This is a genomic window from Streptomyces sp. NPDC001843 (assembly GCF_042891955.1).
Taxonomy (GTDB): domain Bacteria; phylum Actinomycetota; class Actinomycetes; order Streptomycetales; family Streptomycetaceae; genus Streptomyces.
Genome location: NZ_JBIATQ010000001.1, coordinates 843,439 through 859,397, shown reverse-complemented (window position 1 = coordinate 859,397; position 15,959 = coordinate 843,439). Strand labels below are relative to the sequence as shown.

Genomic DNA, 15,959 nt, shown 5'->3' with positions numbered 1-15,959 from the left:
CGCCCAAGCCTGAAGGTACTTATGATCACCTGATGATCGATGGCCAACTCGTACGACTCCGGGCACTGCGCGCAGAGGACGTGGACGCCCAGCTGCGCTGGCGCAACGACCCCGAGGTGGTGCACTGGGCCACCGGAGGCCATCCGGGCTTCGGCCCGGTCACCCGGGAGGCGATGCAGCGCTTCCACGAGGCGCGGCTCCGCGAGGACCCGCGCGACGGAGCCACCTTCACGGTCGAGGAACGGGAGGGCGGACGTCCGATCGGCATGGCCGACTACCGCGACCTCGACCCGTTCGCGGGCCGGGCCACCGTCGGTGTCACCATCGGCGAACCCGACCGCTGGGGCGGCGGCTACGGCTCCGAGGCGCTGCGGCTGCTGCTCGGCCACCTGTTCGGGACGTGCCGGCTGCGGCGGGTCGAACTGGACACCTGGAGCGGCAACGAGCGTGCCGTCCGGGCCTTCCGCCGCCTCGGATTCGTCGAGGAGGGGCGCCGCAGGGCCGCCGTACGGGTGGGAGACACCTGGTACGACGGCGTGCAGTTCGGCATGCTCGCCGAGGAGTGGGCCGCGTCCCGCAACCGTTAGCGACACCCGCCGGTCAGGCGCCCATCGGTCAGGCACCTACCGGTCAGGCACCCTCCTTCAGTACCCGCGAGACCAACTCCCGCTGCTCCTCGGTGAGCCGGGGATCGGCCGCGTACACCGTCCTGCCGTCCACCGTGATCTCGTACCGGAAGCCGTCGGGCACCCCCGGTGGCGGACCGCCCTGACCGGACGCGAGCACGCGCTCGGCCAGGGCCTGCCACTCGTCGGCGTCGGGCCGCCCCGAGGTGTCCACCTCGGCCTGCCGCTCGATGCCCGCGAAACCTCCTGTGCGCCTCACCTGAATCCGCATGGGTCCCTGTCTAGTACGGGCCCGCGCGGAATCACAGCGTCCGCACCCCGACCTGTTCCCACGCCTTCTGTACGGCCGTGAGTTCGTCACCGGCGCCGTACCGCTCGCGCGCGGCTTTCACGGTCAGCGTGGCGAAGTCCGCGAACAGGGCGTCCTGGCGCAGCTCGCCGCCGGTCAGCACGTCGTACCAGATCTGCCCGGCCTTCTCCCAGGCGTGGCCGGCGAGGGCCGTGGCGACCAGGTAGAAGGCGTGGTTGGGGATGCCGGAGTTGATGTGGACGCCGCCGTTGTCACGGCCCGTGCGGACGTAGTCGTCCATGGTCGCGGGCTGCGGGTCCTTGCCGAGCACGTCGTCGTCGTACGCCGTGCCCGGGGCCTTCATCGAGCGCAGCGCGGTGCCGGTGACGCGCGGGGCGAGCAGCCCGGCGCCGATCAGCCAGTCCGCCTCGGCGGCGGTCTGGCCGAGGCTGTACTGCTTGATCAGCGAGCCGAAGACGTCGGACAGCGACTCGTTCAGCGCGCCGGACTGGCCGTAGTACTCCAGGTTCGCGGTGTGCTGGGTGACGCCGTGGGTGAGTTCGTGGCCGATGACGTCGACCGGGATGGTGAAGTCGAGGAAGATCTCGTTGTCCCCGTCGCCGAAGACCATCTGCTCGCCGTTCCAGAAGGCGTTGTCGTAGCCCTCGCCGAAGTGCACGGTGGCGTCCAGCGGCAGCCCGGCGTCGTCGATGGAGTGGCGGCCGTACGCCTTCAGGTACAGCTCGAAGGTGGCGCCGAGGCCCGCGTAGGCGCGGTTGACGGTGGCGTCCTTGCCGGGCTCCGAGCCCTCCTTGCGGACCTTGTGGCCCGGCAGGTCCTGGGTGTGCCGGGCGTCGTAGATGGTGCGGTGCGGCTGGTCGGCGGCGGCCCCGGCGGGCGGGGCGACGGCCGGGGCACCGATGACCGTGGTCAGCCGGCGGTGGGTGCGCTGGTAGGAGTCGTGCTCCAGGGACCGGCGGGCCGGTCCGGACAGCGCGGGGTCCTCGTGCCGGGCGAGCCTGTCGAGGACGTGCGGCGGCACGATCGTGCAGAAGACGGGCTGGAAGCCCCCGTTGGTCGTCATGTCGGGCACCCTTGCACTGGGTGACGTCCGTGTCACTACTCGCGACCATGATTGGTGAAATACGCGGACATTAGGCGTCGCTCAGCGTCACGGAGTGGTATGGCGCACTTTTTGTCCGGTTCGCCCTCACGGTCCCGCATACTGGAACGGTCCCGCGCGTCCGGCGGGCCTCGGCTAGGCTGCGCAGCATCATGCGTTTCGGGCTGCTTCTCCTTAGCTGCCGCGGCGAGGGCCTGTAGCAAAAGGCCGACTCCCTCCCCGCGGAGCTTGGTGTTGCGTCGTCGGCCGTCCTTCCGGACACCGGACACACCGGACTTCTCGAGGAGCCCACGCAATCATGGCGAACCGCCAGCAGCCCACCTCCATGCCCGTCCACAAGTACGGCCGGTACGACCAGGTGGACATCCCCGACCGCACCTGGCCCGACAAGCGCATCACCGTCGCCCCCCGCTGGCTCTCCACCGACCTGCGCGACGGCAACCAGGCCCTGATCGACCCGATGTCGCCCGAGCGCAAGCGCCGGATGTTCGACCAGCTGGTCAAGATGGGCTACAAGGAGATCGAGGTCGGCTTCCCGGCCTCCGGCCAGACCGACTTCGACTTCGTACGCTCGATCATCGAGGAAGAGGGCGCGATCCCCGAGGACGTGACGATCTCCGTCCTGACCCAGGCCCGTGAGGACCTGATCGAGCGGACCGTGGAGTCCCTCAAGGGCGCCCGCCGCGCCACCGTCCACCTGTACAACGCCACCGCCCCGGTCTTCCGCCGGGTCGTCTTCCGCGGCTCCAAGGACGACATCAAGCAGATCGCCGTCGACGGCACCCGTCTGGTGATGGAGTACGCCGAGAAGCTGCTGGGCCCCGAGACCGAGTTCGGCTACCAGTACAGCCCGGAGATCTTCACCGACACCGAGCTGGACTTCGCGCTGGAGGTCTGCGAGGCGGTCATGGATGTCTGGCAGCCCGGCCCGGGCCGCGAGATCATCCTCAACCTGCCCGCCACCGTGGAGCGTTCGACCCCGTCGACGCACGCGGACCGCTTCGAGTGGATGGGCCGCAACCTGTCCCGCCGCGAGCACGTCTGCCTGTCGATCCACCCGCACAACGACCGCGGCACCGCCGTCGCCGCCGCCGAGCTGGCCCTGATGGCCGGCGCGGACCGCGTCGAGGGCTGCCTGTTCGGGCAGGGCGAGCGCACCGGCAACGTCGACCTGGTCACCCTGGGCATGAACCTCTTCTCCCAGGGCGTCGACCCGCAGATCGACTTCTCCGACATCGACGAGATCCGTCGTACGTGGGAGTACTGCAACCAGATGGAGGTCCACCCGCGCCACCCGTACGTGGGCGACCTGGTCTACACGTCCTTCTCCGGCTCCCACCAGGACGCCATCAAGAAGGGCTTCGACGCGATGGAGGCCGACGCGGCCGCCAAGGGCGTCACCGTCGACGACATCGAGTGGGCGGTCCCGTACCTGCCGATCGACCCCAAGGACGTCGGCCGCTCCTACGAGGCCGTCATCCGCGTCAACTCGCAGTCCGGCAAGGGCGGCATCTCCTACGTCCTGAAGAACGACCACAAGCTGGACCTGCCGCGCCGGATGCAGATCGAGTTCTCGAAAATCATCCAGGCGAAGACGGACGCCGAGGGCGGCGAGATCACCCCGAAGGACATCTGGGCGGTCTTCCAGGACGAGTACCTGCCGAACCCGGACAACCCCTGGGGCCGTATCCAGGTCCGCACCGGCCAGTCGACCACCGACACCGACGGCGTGGACACCCTGACCGTCGAGGCCACGGTCGACGGCGAGGACACCGTCCTGACCGGCTCCGGCAACGGTCCGATCTCGGCCTTCTTCGACGCCCTGCAGTCCGTCGGCGTCGACGTACGCCTGCTGGACTACCAGGAGCACACGATGAGCGAGGGTGCCTCCGCGCAGGCCGCCTCGTACATCGAATGCGCGATCGACGACAAGGTCCTGTGGGGAATCGGCATCGACGCGAACACGACTCGTGCGTCACTCAAGGCGGTCGTGTCCGCGGTGAACCGCGCGGCCCGCTGACCCGCTCCGACCAGCGGTTTCGCGACCCCGATCGCCTTTTGCGGCGGTCGGGGCCCGTCGTATATCGGCCATCTGTTCGTGGAGGTCACGGAAAGGTCTCGTACGGGGTACTGACTCCACCTCTCCGATGTGGCTAACATCACGCCAGCGCGGCGATGTTGCCGCGTCGTCAAGGAGGTGCGACGGTGCTGCCAGTACGGGGACGAGACGGCCGTGACAACAGGCTTGCCCGCATCCTTGGCACCCGCGTGGCGTGGACACCCGTCGGTGACGGGGAGTTCTTCTGCCCGGGCTGCGGAGGCGACCGCAACTACGAGCGCCTCACCGGCCGCCGCCGCTTCACCCTCCTCGGCGTGCCCGTACTGCCCCGCGGGGCCACCGGACCGGTCGTGGAGTGCGCGTCCTGCCGCCGCCACTTCGGCACCGACGTCCTCGACCACCCCACCACCTCGCGTCTCTCCGTCATGCTCCGCGACGCCGTGCACACCGTGGCCCTCGCCGTACTCGCGGCGGGCGGTACCTGCGCCCGCACGTCCCTGGAGACCGCGGCGAGCACGGTGCGCGCCGCCGGCCTGCACGACTGCACCGAGGAGCAACTCGCCGCACTCGTCGAGGCGCTCCACCTGGACACCGGCCGGGTGTTCGAGCAGCCGGGCGGCGCGAGCCTGGCCATAGAGCTGCACGAGTCCCTCGACCCGCTCGCCCCCCACCTCGCCCCGGCCGGCCGTGAGGCGATCCTCCTGCAGGCCGCCCGCATCGCCCTCGCCGACGGCCCCTACACCCCGGCCGAGCAGGACGCCCTGCTCACCGTGGGCGCCGCCCTCACCATCGGCGCCGACGACGTGACCCGGCTGCTGGCGGCTGCGCGGACGCCGTCCTGAGACCGGCCGCCGGTCCCGGCGGGGTCACGTACCCCCGGCGCCGCGCACGAGACCATGGGGCGGACAGGCTCCCGACGACTCGTCAGGCGACAACATGACCACCCTGAGCCGCGCCCTGCTCGCCATGGCCGCAGCCCTCACCCCGCTCACCGCCACCGCCCCCGCGCACGCCACCGTCGGATGTACGTCCTCCGTGCCGTACGTCTCGGGGCAGGGCGGCTACGACACCTACCGCGTCCCGGCCACGGTCGCCACCGGCACCGGCACCCTCCTCGCCTTCGCCGAAGGACGGCACGACAGTGCGGACGACACCGGTGACATCGATGTCGTGCTGCGCCGGTCCACCGACGGCGGCTGCACCTGGGGCCCCTTGCAGGTGGTCGCCGCCGGGCACGGGGACACCCGCGGCAACCCGGCACCGGTGGTGGACCCGCGCACCGGGGACGTCGTGCTGCTGACCTCCGGTAACAGCGGAGCCGTGAGCGAGGCGGAGATCATGCGCGGTGAGGTCACCCCGGAACAGAGCCGCCGGGTGTTCGTGCAGCGCAGCCGGGACGACGGCCGGCACTTCACCCGCCCCCGGGACATCACGGCCCAGGTCAAGCCACGCGGCTGGCGCTGGTACGCCACCGGGCCCGGGCACGCGGTGACGCTGACGCGCGGCCGGTGGGCGGGACGGCTGGTCGTACCCGCCGACCACTCCGTGGCCCCGCCCGCCGGTTCCCCCGACACCGGACAGGAGACGAAGTACTACGGCGCCCACGCCCTCTACAGCGACGACGGCGGGCGCCACTGGCGGCTGGGCTTCGTCGACGACTCCCACGACGGCGTCACCCACCCCAACGAGTCCACCGCGGCCCAGCTCCCCGACGGCCGCCTGTACTTCAGCGCCCGCGACCAGAACGGCACCAGCCCCGGCAACCGCCTCGACAGCCACTCCAGCGACGGCGGACGCACCCTCGACCGGCCCTACCGCGTCCAGCCCACCCTCGCCGACGTGCCGATGGTCGAGGGCAGCGTCCTCCAACTGCCCGGCCGCCGGGCCCCCTTGCTGTTCTCGGCGCCGTCCGTGCCCACCGCCCGCCGCGCCATGGCGATCTGGCGCAGCACAGACGGCGGGGCCACCTTCACCAAGGCGCTGACACTGTCCGAGCGGCGGGCCGCATACTCCGACCTGGTGCAGGTCGACCGCGAAACCGTGGGCGTCCTGTACGAGACCGGTACGACGGGGCCGTACGACACGATCGAGTTCCGCCGACTGGACCTCTCCCGGAGCGGGCCCTCCTAGAGCAGACCCGCCGCCGCCAGGAACTTCCCCACCCGCTCGACCTCCTCCGCCGACAAGGGGATCTGCGGCTCGGCGGTCAGCGGGCAGTCGATCACGCCCCGCAGGTGCAGCGCCGCCTTGAAGGCGCCGATGGCCGAGGAGTTCCGGCCCATCCGCGCCGGGTCCCCGACGCCCACCATCCGGAACAGGGCGCACAGCCGCTCCTGTTCGCCACGGGCGGCGTCCCGGTCACCCGCCCGGAACAGCCGGTCGAGCCGGACGTAACCGTGCGGGTCGACGTTGGCGAGGCCGGGCACGGCACCGTCGGCGCCCAGGGCCAGGGCGGCGTCGACGACGACCTCGGAACCGGTGAGCACGCTGAAGCCGCCGAGGTCCGGACGGCCGCGGACACCCGTGACCACCTCCCGGAAACCACCCAGGTCACCGCTGGAGTCCTTCAGACCGGCCAGCACCCCGTCGGCGGCCAGCTCCAGGACGAGTTCGGCGGGCAGCTTGGTGTGCACGGACACCGGGATGTCGTAGGCGAGCACCGGGACCGGGCAGACGGCGGCGACCCGGCGGTAGTGGCGGCCGATCTCCGCCGGGTGGGTGCGGGTGTAGAAGGGGGCGGTGACGACGACCGCCAGGGCGCCCGCCGTGGTGACCTCGCGGACGTTGTCCAGCACCCGGGGTGTGGTCATGTCGATCGCCCCGGCCAGCACCGGCAACTGACCGCCGACATGGCCCACGACCGCCTCCACCACCAGCCGGCGCTGCAGATCCGTGAGATACGCGGCCTCGGAGGTCGAGCCCAGCAGGAACAGACCGTGCACCCCGCCCGCCACCAGGTGGTCCACCAGCCTGAGGAGCGAGGGGACGTCCACCTCGCCGTCCGGTGTCAGGGGAGTGCAGACGGGCGGTACGACACCGGACAGCGGGGCGGGCAAGGTCATGAAGGCTCCCTACGAGGTCGCGGGCCGGGCGGCCCTCCCCACAGGATGGCGGCAGGAGCGGCGGCGCCCGGGCTCCGACGCGGCCGGGAGCCCCGGCGGGACGTCAGGGACGGCGGCCGCGGAAACGGACGCTGCCGCCCTCCCGGTGCACGTCCACCGACACGTCCGTGAAACCGGCCCGCTCCAGCCGGACCGGGAGCCCGGCCGGATCCAGGATCCTGCGATGTGCTCGGTTCATCGGCATGCCCCAGACGCTAGGCGCGCTCCTCCGCTGTCCACCACGGGCTAGGCTGCCGTGCCATGTCGCGAAACGGCCGACTGCGCCCGTACGACGCGGCGGCGCACGGTACGGCCATCCTGGTCGGCCATTTCGTGATGCCCCGGGGCACCGCCTACCTCGAACACCGGCACCCGGTGCACCAGCTCGCCTGCCCGACCCGGGGCCTGGTACGGGTGCGGACCGAGCGCGGAGTCTGGCTGCTGCCGCCGTCCCGGGCGCTGTGGATCCCCGCACAGGTCCCGCACACCACCGAGTCGGCCGGCGACGCGGTGATGCGCAGCGCCTACGTCGACCCGGCCGGCTGCCCGGGCATCGCCTGGCGGGAACCGACAGTGGTGAGCGCCACCCCGCTACTGCGCGCACTGGTCGACCACCTGACCCGCGCGGACCTGACGGCGGACGCCCGCTCCCGCGCGGAGCAGGTGCTCCTCGACGAACTGCGCCCCCTGCCGGTGACCAGCCTCCACGTCCCCCGGCCCCGCGACCCCCGCGCCCGTACGTCGCCGACGCCCTGACGCGCGATCCCACCGACCCGCGCCCGCTGGCCGCCTGGGGCACCGAGGTGGGCGCCGGCGCCCGGACCCTGGCCCGCCTGTTCACCGCCGAGACGGGCCTGACCTTCGGCCAGTGGCGGGAACGGTCACGCATGCAGTCCGCCATGCCGTACCTCGCGGCCGGACTCCCCGTGGAGGCGGTGGCCCGCAAGGTGGGCTACGCCTCCGCCAGCTCCTTCACGGCGGCGTTCCGGCGGGTGGTGGGAATCACCCCGCGGGCCTACTTCCCGGGGCCCGACACCGCACCGCCGCCCGTAGGCGAGAATGGACCCCATGAGTCTGTTCCGCGACGACGGCATCGTGCTGCGCACCCAGAAGCTCGGTGAGGCGGACCGGATCATCACGCTGCTCACCCGAGGGCACGGGCGGGTGCGGGCGGTGGCCCGGGGCGTGCGGCGGACGAAGTCGAAGTTCGGGGCCCGGCTCGAGCCCTTCTCGCACGTGGACGTGCAGTTCTTCGCGCGCGGCAGCGAGCTGGTCGGGCGCGGGCTGCCGCTGTGCACGCAGAGCGAGACCATCGCCCCCTACGGCGGCGGCATCGTCACGGACTACGCCCGCTACACCGCGGGGACCGCCATGCTGGAGACCGCCGAGCGGTTCACCGACCACGAGGGCGAGCCGGCGGTGCAGCAGTACCTGCTCCTCGTCGGGGGGCTGCGCACCCTCGCCCGCGGCGAGCACGCACCCCACCTCGTCCTCGACGCCTTCCTGCTGCGCTCCCTCGCCGTCAACGGGTACGCCCCCAGCTTCAGCGACTGCGCGAAGTGCGGGCTGCCCGGCCCGAACCGGTTCTTCTCCGTGGCGTCCGGCGGTTCCCTGTGCGTGGACTGCCGGGTGCCCGGCAGTGTCGTACCGTCGCCGGCGACCCTCGAACTGCTCGGCGCACTGCTTACGGGAGACTGGGAGACCGCGGACGCGTGCGAGCCGCGGCACGTCCGGGAGGGCAGCGGACTGGTGTCCGCCTACCTGCACTGGCATCTGGAGCGCGGGCTGCGCTCGCTCAGGTACGTCGAGAAGTAGAACCGGCACAACCCGACCGGAAACATCGAGGGAGACGAGAAGCACATGGTCGTACGCGGGATCCTGGGGCGCCAGCGCCGCGAGTACAGCACGCCGGAGCCGCACCCGTCGGGAGCCGTCGCGCCCAAGCTCCCCGGGGAGCTCGTCCCGAACCACGTGGCGATCGTCATGGACGGGAACGGCCGCTGGGCCAAGGAGCGCGGGCTGCCGAGGACGGAGGGGCACAAGGTCGGCGCCGAGCGCGTGCTGGACGTCCTCCAGGGCGCCATCGAGGTCGGCGTCGGCAGCATCTCCCTGTACGCCTTCTCCACCGAGAACTGGAAGCGCTCGCCCGACGAGGTCCGCTTCCTGATGAACTTCAACCGGGACTTCATCCGCAAGACCCGCGACCAGCTCGACGCGCTGGGCATCCGGGTGCGCTGGGTGGGCCGGATGCCCAGGTTGTGGAAGTCGGTCGCCAAGGAACTCCAGGTCGCGCAGGAACAGACCAAGGGCAACGACCGGCTCACGCTGTACTTCTGCATGAACTACGGCGGCCGGGCCGAACTCGCGGACGCCGCGAAGGCCCTGGCCGAGGACGTACGGGCCGGACGCCTCGACCCGGACAAGGTCACTGAGAAGACCGTCCAGAAGTACCTCTACTACCCGGACATGCCGGACGTGGACCTCTTCCTGCGGCCCAGCGGTGAGCAGCGCACCTCCAACTACCTGCTCTGGCAGAGCGCGTACGCCGAGATGGTCTTCCAGGACGTGCTGTGGCCGGACTTCGACCGCCGCGACCTGTGGCGCGCCTGCCTCGAGTTCGCCTCCCGCGACCGCCGCTTCGGCGGGGCCGTGCCCAACGAGCAACTCCTCGCCATGGAACGGGACATGCAGGGCCGCCCGGCCACCTCGTAGCACCGGAAGCCCAGGGGCCGTCGACGACGGCCCCTCCGAGTCCCCGGAACAGCCCGTGCGCGTGTGCGATTTAAGATCATGAGCGACTGCTCGATCGCAACGGGGGCTGGTTCCGCTGTTCGCTTTTGTGATTCCCGCACACAATGAAGAGGCCACGGTCGCCACCATGATCGCCCAGGCCCTGGCCGCCGCGCGGCCCGGCGACCGGGTGCTGGTCGTCGACAGCGGGTCGACCGACGACACCGCCCGGCGGGCACGCGAGGCCGGTGCGGAGGTGCTCAGCGGACCGCTCGGCAAGGGCGCGGCCATGCAACTGGCCGTGTCCACGGTCGACACCGAGTGGACCTGCTTCCTCGACTCCGACGTCGTCACGTCGGAACACAACATCGCCGCGCTGCTGCGCGAGACCGCGGCCGACGGCACGGCAGACCAGGTGGTCGGCGACTTCGAGTACGACCACCCGGGCACCATCCTGGCGTCCACCTTCACCATCTACGAGCCGCTGACCTCCCGGTTCTTTCCGGAGGTCGGTCACCACGGGGCGCACGCGCTCAGCGGCTTCCGTGCCGTGCGCACCCGTTACCTGCGCGGCGTCGAACTGCCGCCGGACTTCGGTGTGGAGACCTTCCTCAACATCTCCGTCGCCCTGGCGGGCGGGCAGGTGAACGTCTGTCATCTCGGTGTCATCGGCAGTCGCTACCGATTCCACGGGGGTTCGATGGCGACCGAGATAGGCACCAGGATCCTGGACCTGGCCGAGGCCCACGGGCGCCTCGATCCGGTCGACCGGCCGGAGTGGGATCAGTGGCTGAGGGAGGGAGTGGCCGCCATAGCGCCGAACACGGCGGACCAGGGCCGCTCCGCCGTCCTGGCCCGGCTGTTCAGCACCGTCCGCAGGCCGATGCCGAGCAGGCTCTGAGGAAGTGGCCGTTCGCGGCCGCGACGGCCGGGAGCCGGAGACCCGCGGGGGTGGATCCGGCCGCTGGGATCATTTCGCGGCGCACTCCGCGCAGGTGCCGAAGATTTCCACCGTGTGGTCCACGTCGACGTAGCCGTGTTCCGCCGCGATGGCGTCCGCCCACTTCTCCACGGCGGGGCCCTCCACCTCGACGGCCTTGCCGCAGACGCGGCAGACGAGGTGGTGGTGGTGTTCGCCGCTGGAGCAGCGGCGGTAGACGGACTCGCCGTCGGAGGTCCGCAGGACGTCGACCTCGCCGGCGTCGGCGAGGGACTGCAGGGTGCGGTACACCGTGGTCAGGCCGACCGAGTCGCCCTTGTGCTTGAGCATGTCGTGGAGCTCCTGCGCGCTGCGGAACTCGTCGACCTCGTCGAGGGCTGCCGCCACGGCGGCGCGCTGCCGGGTGGCGCGGCCCTTCACGGGCGGTCCAGCGGTCGTCACCGGTTCCTCCTCTGTCGGCACGCTGATCCGGCCATTGTGCCAGCCGGGGCTGTGAGCGGTCAGACGCCGATCTCGTCGGTGGCTCCCCGGGTGGCCGGAATCGTGCATTCCGCGGGGTCCGCGGCGGGTTGACCGGCGGCGGCCGTCCGGGCGCGGCGCCGGGCCAGCGGGGTGGCCAGCGCGGTCAGTGCGACGAACGCGGCGATGGTCAGCAGGACGATCGTCGCGCCGGGCGGGACGTCGTGGTAGTAGGAGGTGACGGTCCCGCCGATGGTCACGGTCACGCCGATGGCGACGGCGATCGCGAAGGTGGCCGCGAAGCTCCGGGTGAGCTGTTGCGCGGCGGCGACCGGGACGACCATCAGCGCGGAGACCAGGATCAGTCCGACCACTCGCATGGCGACGGTGACCGTGACGGCCGCGGTGACCGCGGTGAGCAGGTTCAGGGCGCGGACGGGGAGCCCCGTGACCCGGGCGAACTCCTCGTCCTGGCTGACCGCGAAGAGCTGGCGGCGCAGTGCCAGGGTCACCAGGACCACGAATCCGGCGAGCAGCGAGATGGCGGTCACGTCCGACGCGGAGACCGTCGACAGGGAGCCGAAGAGGTACGAGTTCAGGTTGGCGTTGGAGCCGGTAGGGGCGAGGTTGACGAACATGACGCCGCCGGCCATGCCGCCGTAGAAGAGCATGGCGAGCGCGATGTCGCCGCGGGTCTTCCCGTACCAGCGGATCAGCTCCATGAGGACCGAGCCGAGCGCGGAGACGGCGGTCGCCATCCACACCGGTGAGGTGTTCAGCAGGAAGCCGAGGCCGACGCCGGTCATCGCCACGTGTCCGATGCCGTCGCCCATGAGCGGCTGGCGGCGCTGTACGAGGTAGATGCCGATGGCGGGGGCGGTGACGCCGACGAGGACGGCGGCGAGGAGCGCCCGTTGCATGAAGGCGTAGTCGAGGAGTTCCATCAGCTCAGCAGTCCCGTGCGCAGGGGGTGGGTGCCCGCGGAGGCGTGCGGGTGGACGTGGTCGTGGCCGGGCAGGGCGTGCTGGCCGACGGCGCGGGGCGGCGGACCGTCGTGGGTGACGCAGCCGTCGCGCAGGACGACCGCCCGGTCGATCAGGGGCTCGAGGGGGCCCAGTTCGTGCAGGACGAGCAGGACGGTCGTACCGGCCTCGACCTGCTCCCGCAGGGTCCGGGCGAGCACCTCCTGGCTGGCCAGGTCCACGCCGGCCATTGGCTCGTCCATGATCAGCAGCTCGGGTTCGGCGACCAGGGCGCGGGCGATCAGCACCCGCTGGTGCTGGCCGCCGGAGAGGGCGGTGACGCTGTCCCCGGCCCGGTCCGCCATGCCGACCAGGTCCAGGGCCCGGCGTACGGCCTGGCGGTCGGCCTTGCGGAAGGGGCCGAAGCGGGTGCGGGCGAGCCGGCCCGAGGAGACGATCTCGGTGACGGTCGCCGGGACGCCGCCCGCCGCCGTGATGCGCTGCGGTACGTAGCCCACGCGCGCCCAGTCCCTGAAGGCCGGGCGCGGGGTGCCGAACAGCTCGATCTCACCGGCGGTGACCGGTACCTGGCCGATGATCGTGCGGATCGCGGTCGACTTGCCGGAGCCGTTGGCACCGAGCAGCGCGACGACCTCCCCGCGGCGCACGGTGAGGTCGATGCCGCGCAGCACGGGGCGTGAGCCCAGCTCGGCGCGTACGCCGCGCAGGCGTATGACGGGGTCGGTCATGGCGTCGTCCTCCGTGGCTGTCACTTGGTTCCCAGGGCCTTCCGCAGGGCCTTGAGGTTGGCTTCCTGGACCGAGAAGTAGTCGGTGCCGCGGGACTTGCCGGTGATGCCCTCGATCGGGTCGAGGACGTCCGTCCTCAGTCCGGCGTCGGCGGCGATGGTCTTCGCGGTCTTGTCGCTGACCAGCGTTTCGTAGAACACGGTGGTGACCCCGTCCGCCTCGGCCATCTTCTCCAGGCTCCTGACGCGGGCGGCGCTGGGCTCGGAGTCGGGGTCGAGGCCGTTGATGGCCTCCTCGGTGAGGCCGTAGCGCTCGGCGAGGTAGCCGAAGGCGGCGTGGGTGGTGATGAAGACCTTGGTCTTGGTGTTCGCCAGGCCCTTCTTGAACTGTTCGTCGAGGGCGTCGAGCTTTCCGACCAGGGCCGCGGTGTTCTTCCTGTAGTCGGCCGCGTGGCCGGGGTCGGCCTTCTCGAAGGCCTTGCCGACTCCCTGGGCGACCTGGGCGTAGCGCACGGGGTCGAGCCAGATGTGCGGGTCGAGGCCGGCGAGTTCCTCGTTCTCGGAGGTGTCGTGCTCGGCCGCGTGGCCGCCGACCTCGTTGCCGTGCTTCTCCATCGACGTGAAGGAGGCGGCGTCGATCTTCGTCCTCACCTCGGACTCGGCTACCGCCTTGTCGACGGAGGGCTGGAGGTTCTTCAGGTAGAGGACGGCGTCGGACTCCTGGAGCCGCACGGTCTCCCGGGCGCTGATCTCCAGGTCGTGCGGCTCCTGGCCGGGCCGGGTGAGACTGGTGACGTGGACGTGGCTCCCGCCGATCCGCTCGGCGAGGAAGGCCATCGGGTAGAAGGACGCGACGACGTCGAACTTGTCCGTGTTGCCCGCGGCGCTCGCGCCGGAGCAGGCGGAGAGGGAGGAGAGGGCGGAGAGAGTGAGTGCGGTGACCGCGGGCACCGCCGAGTTCCGTATGAGGCGCCGTCTTACGTTCATGACAGTCATTTTCAACTACAATGGAAACCATTGTCAACAACGGGTTGAGGGGTCACCGATTTGGTTGAGGGGGAGCCCCCGCCGGTACCCTGAAGCATTCGCTGGAAGCAACTCGCTTCGTCGCCCGTCGTCGTAATGAAGAGAGCACCGTGGCCGCCGACAAGATCGACACCATCGTCAGCCTGAGCAAGCGCCGTGGCTTCGTATTCCCCTGCAGTGAGATCTACGGCGGACAGCGTGCCGCCTGGGACTACGGGCCGCTGGGTGTCGAGCTCAAGGAGAACATCAAGCGCCAGTGGTGGCGCTACATGGTGACGTCGCGCGAGGACGTGGTCGGTATCGACTCGTCCGTCATCCTGGCCCCCGAGGTCTGGGTCGCCTCCGGTCACGTCGCCACCTTCACGGACCCGTTGACCGAGTGCACCTCGTGTCACAAGCGGTTCCGTGCCGACCACCTGGAAGAGTGGTACGAGGAGAAGAAGGGCCACGCCCCGGCGAACGGCCTGGCCGACGTCAACTGCCCGAACTGCGGCAACAAGGGCCAGTTCACCGAGCCCAAGCAGTTCTCCGGCCTCCTCTCCACCCACCTCGGCCCGACCCAGGACTCCGGCTCCGTCGCCTACCTGCGCCCCGAGACCGCCCAGGGCATCTTCACCAACTTCGCCCAGGTGCAGACCACCTCGCGCCGCAAGCCGCCGTTCGGCATCGCGCAGATGGGCAAGTCCTTCCGCAACGAGATCACGCCCGGCAACTTCATCTTCCGCACCCGCGAGTTCGAGCAGATGGAGATGGAGTTCTTCGTCAAGCCGGGCGAGGACGAGAAGTGGCAGGAGTACTGGATGGAGCAGCGCTGGAACTGGTACACCGGCCTGGGCCTGCGCGAGGAGAACATGCGGTGGTACGAGCACCCGAAGGAGAAGCTCTCCCACTACTCCAAGCGCACCGCTGACATCGAGTACCGCTTCCAGTTCGGCGGCAGCGAGTGGGGCGAGCTCGAGGGCGTCGCCAACCGCACCGACTACGACCTCGGCGCCCACGCCAAGGCCTCCGGCCAGGACCTCTCCTACTTCGACCAGGAGGCCCAGGAGCGCTGGACGCCGTACGTCATCGAGCCCGCGGCCGGTGTCGGCCGCACCATGCTGGCCTTCCTTCTCGACGCCTACGTCGAGGACGAAGCGCCCAACGCCAAGGGCAAGATGGAGAAGCGCACGGTCCTGCGCCTGGACCACCGCCTGGCCCCGGTGAAGGTCGCGGTGCTTCCGCTGTCCCGCAACGCCGAGCTGTCGCCCAAGGCGAAGGGGCTCGCCCAGGCGCTGCGTCAGCACTGGAACATCGAGTTCGACGACGCCGGCGCCATCGGCCGCCGCTACCGCCGCCAGGACGAGATCGGCACCCCGTACTGCGTCACCGTCGACTTCGACACCCTCGAGGACAACGCGGTGACCGTCCGTGAGCGCGACTCGATGAAGCAGGAGCGCGTGTCGCTGGACCAGATCGAGGGCTACCTCGCGAGCCGCCTGATCGGCTGCTGACACCCGCTTGACCCACCCGGTGCCGGGTCCCCTTACGGGGGGCCCGGCACCGTTGCGTTCACGGGCCGTTCCGGGAACGGCGGACAGATGACGGATGAGGGAGGGTGTTCGCCGGATGCGGCCCGGTCCTCGCCGCCCCCGACACCTGTCTGCTTCGTCTGCCCACCGCCGTGCGAGCACGACTGGGTGCCGCGGCGCGGGAGAGCGGGGTGAGCGGGCTGTCCGCGTTCTCCGACGCACTGGCGGCAGCAGCCCGCCACATGCCCATCGCGCTGGTGGTCGACGGCATCGAGCGCATGCCGCAGCACATCGCCGACGCGCAGCACATCGCCGACGCGTCGAGCCTGCTCCTACGGGCCTTTCGCCCGCACGGCGTCCCCGTGGTGATGTCCGGCCGGCCGCA

The 15,959-nt window shown here is 70.9% G+C and carries 18 protein-coding genes; 10 read left to right on the top strand and 8 right to left on the bottom strand.

Annotation, left to right across the window (positions count from 1 at the left end):
- Positions 1-32: 32 nt before the first annotated feature.
- Positions 33-587, top strand: coding sequence for a GNAT family N-acetyltransferase (locus tag ACFYZQ_RS04020; RefSeq protein ID WP_389141308.1), 555 nt, complete (start codon positions 33-35; stop codon positions 585-587).
- Between the two features lie 43 nt (positions 588-630).
- Here the strand turns inward: ACFYZQ_RS04020 and ACFYZQ_RS04015 are convergent, their stop codons facing one another.
- Together ACFYZQ_RS04015 and ACFYZQ_RS04010 are read right to left on the bottom strand one after the other, a co-directional pair.
- Positions 631-897 carry a protealysin inhibitor emfourin gene (locus tag ACFYZQ_RS04015; protein WP_389141306.1) on the bottom strand — a complete coding sequence of 89 codons (267 nt, stop codon included), beginning with the start codon at positions 895-897 and terminating at the stop codon, positions 631-633.
- A 31-nt stretch (positions 898-928) separates the two neighbouring features.
- Positions 929-1,999, bottom strand: coding sequence for a M4 family metallopeptidase (locus ACFYZQ_RS04010; RefSeq protein ID WP_389141304.1), 1,071 nt, complete (start codon positions 1,997-1,999; stop codon positions 929-931).
- A gap of 337 nt (positions 2,000-2,336) precedes the next feature.
- Here ACFYZQ_RS04010 and leuA point away from each other — a divergent pair, with 337 nt between their 5' ends.
- The 3 genes from leuA (at position 2,337) to ACFYZQ_RS03995 (ending at position 6,227) form a co-directional block, all read left to right on the top strand.
- Complete coding sequence (gene leuA / locus ACFYZQ_RS04005) at positions 2,337-4,058, top strand: 2-isopropylmalate synthase (protein ID WP_389141302.1); 1,722 nt, start codon at positions 2,337-2,339, stop codon at positions 4,056-4,058.
- Positions 4,059-4,243: 185 nt separating this feature from the next.
- Positions 4,244-4,939 (top strand): TerB family tellurite resistance protein, encoded by a 696-nt coding sequence (locus tag ACFYZQ_RS04000; protein WP_389141300.1) that lies wholly within the window; start codon positions 4,244-4,246, stop codon positions 4,937-4,939.
- Positions 4,940-5,033: 94 nt separating this feature from the next.
- Entirely contained in the window at positions 5,034-6,227 is a 1,194-nt protein-coding gene (locus tag ACFYZQ_RS03995) for an exo-alpha-sialidase (RefSeq protein WP_389141298.1), read from the top strand.
- Here ACFYZQ_RS03995 and ACFYZQ_RS03990 read toward each other — a convergent pair.
- Entirely contained in the window at positions 6,224-7,159 is a 936-nt protein-coding gene (locus ACFYZQ_RS03990) for a dihydrodipicolinate synthase family protein (protein WP_389141296.1), read from the bottom strand. The two genes, ACFYZQ_RS03995 and ACFYZQ_RS03990, sit on opposite strands and share 4 nt — an antisense overlap.
- A gap of 103 nt (positions 7,160-7,262) precedes the next feature.
- Entirely contained in the window at positions 7,263-7,403 is a 141-nt protein-coding gene (locus tag ACFYZQ_RS03985; RefSeq protein WP_389141294.1) for a hypothetical protein, read from the bottom strand.
- Positions 7,404-7,459: 56 nt separating this feature from the next.
- Between ACFYZQ_RS03985 and ACFYZQ_RS03980 the strand changes: the two genes are divergently transcribed.
- The 5 genes from ACFYZQ_RS03980 (at position 7,460) to ACFYZQ_RS03960 (ending at position 10,829) form a co-directional block, all read left to right on the top strand.
- Entirely contained in the window at positions 7,460-7,954 is a 495-nt protein-coding gene (locus tag ACFYZQ_RS03980; protein ID WP_389141292.1) for an AraC family ligand binding domain-containing protein, read from the top strand.
- A 47-nt stretch (positions 7,955-8,001) separates the two neighbouring features.
- Positions 8,002-8,319: a helix-turn-helix transcriptional regulator gene (locus ACFYZQ_RS03975; protein WP_389141290.1), complete on the top strand. Its 318-nt coding sequence runs from the start codon at positions 8,002-8,004 to the stop codon at positions 8,317-8,319.
- The gene (gene recO / locus ACFYZQ_RS03970; protein ID WP_389141288.1) at positions 8,267-9,013 is read left to right on the top strand and encodes a DNA repair protein RecO; all 747 of its coding nucleotides are present in this window, start codon (positions 8,267-8,269) and stop codon (positions 9,011-9,013) included. The genes ACFYZQ_RS03975 and recO overlap by 53 nt, the downstream gene beginning before the upstream one ends.
- A gap of 45 nt (positions 9,014-9,058) precedes the next feature.
- On the top strand, positions 9,059-9,910 hold the full coding sequence (locus ACFYZQ_RS03965; RefSeq protein WP_389141286.1) for an isoprenyl transferase: 852 nt from the start codon (positions 9,059-9,061) through the stop codon (positions 9,908-9,910).
- Positions 9,911-10,037: 127 nt separating this feature from the next.
- Entirely contained in the window at positions 10,038-10,829 is a 792-nt protein-coding gene (locus ACFYZQ_RS03960) for a glycosyltransferase family 2 protein (RefSeq protein WP_389141284.1), read from the top strand.
- 69 nt (positions 10,830-10,898) lie between these two features.
- Here the strand turns inward: ACFYZQ_RS03960 and ACFYZQ_RS03955 are convergent, their stop codons facing one another.
- From ACFYZQ_RS03955 to ACFYZQ_RS03940, 4 genes are read right to left on the bottom strand one after another with little or no spacing between them, the layout of a single operon-like run.
- Entirely contained in the window at positions 10,899-11,309 is a 411-nt protein-coding gene (locus ACFYZQ_RS03955; RefSeq protein WP_389141282.1) for a Fur family transcriptional regulator, read from the bottom strand.
- 59 nt (positions 11,310-11,368) lie between these two features.
- The gene (locus ACFYZQ_RS03950; protein WP_389141280.1) at positions 11,369-12,271 is read right to left on the bottom strand and encodes a metal ABC transporter permease; all 903 of its coding nucleotides are present in this window, start codon (positions 12,269-12,271) and stop codon (positions 11,369-11,371) included.
- Positions 12,271-13,038 carry a metal ABC transporter ATP-binding protein gene (locus ACFYZQ_RS03945; RefSeq protein WP_389141278.1) on the bottom strand — a complete coding sequence of 256 codons (768 nt, stop codon included), beginning with the start codon at positions 13,036-13,038 and terminating at the stop codon, positions 12,271-12,273. Before ACFYZQ_RS03945 ends, ACFYZQ_RS03950 begins: the two co-directional genes overlap by 1 nt.
- A gap of 20 nt (positions 13,039-13,058) precedes the next feature.
- Positions 13,059-14,024, bottom strand: coding sequence for a metal ABC transporter substrate-binding protein (locus ACFYZQ_RS03940; RefSeq protein ID WP_389141276.1), 966 nt, complete (start codon positions 14,022-14,024; stop codon positions 13,059-13,061).
- A gap of 149 nt (positions 14,025-14,173) precedes the next feature.
- On the opposite strand from ACFYZQ_RS03940, the gene ACFYZQ_RS03935 reads away from it, so the two are divergent.
- Positions 14,174-15,556 (top strand): glycine--tRNA ligase, encoded by a 1,383-nt coding sequence (locus ACFYZQ_RS03935; RefSeq protein WP_389141274.1) that lies wholly within the window; start codon positions 14,174-14,176, stop codon positions 15,554-15,556.
- Positions 15,557-15,959 lie beyond the last annotated feature (403 nt).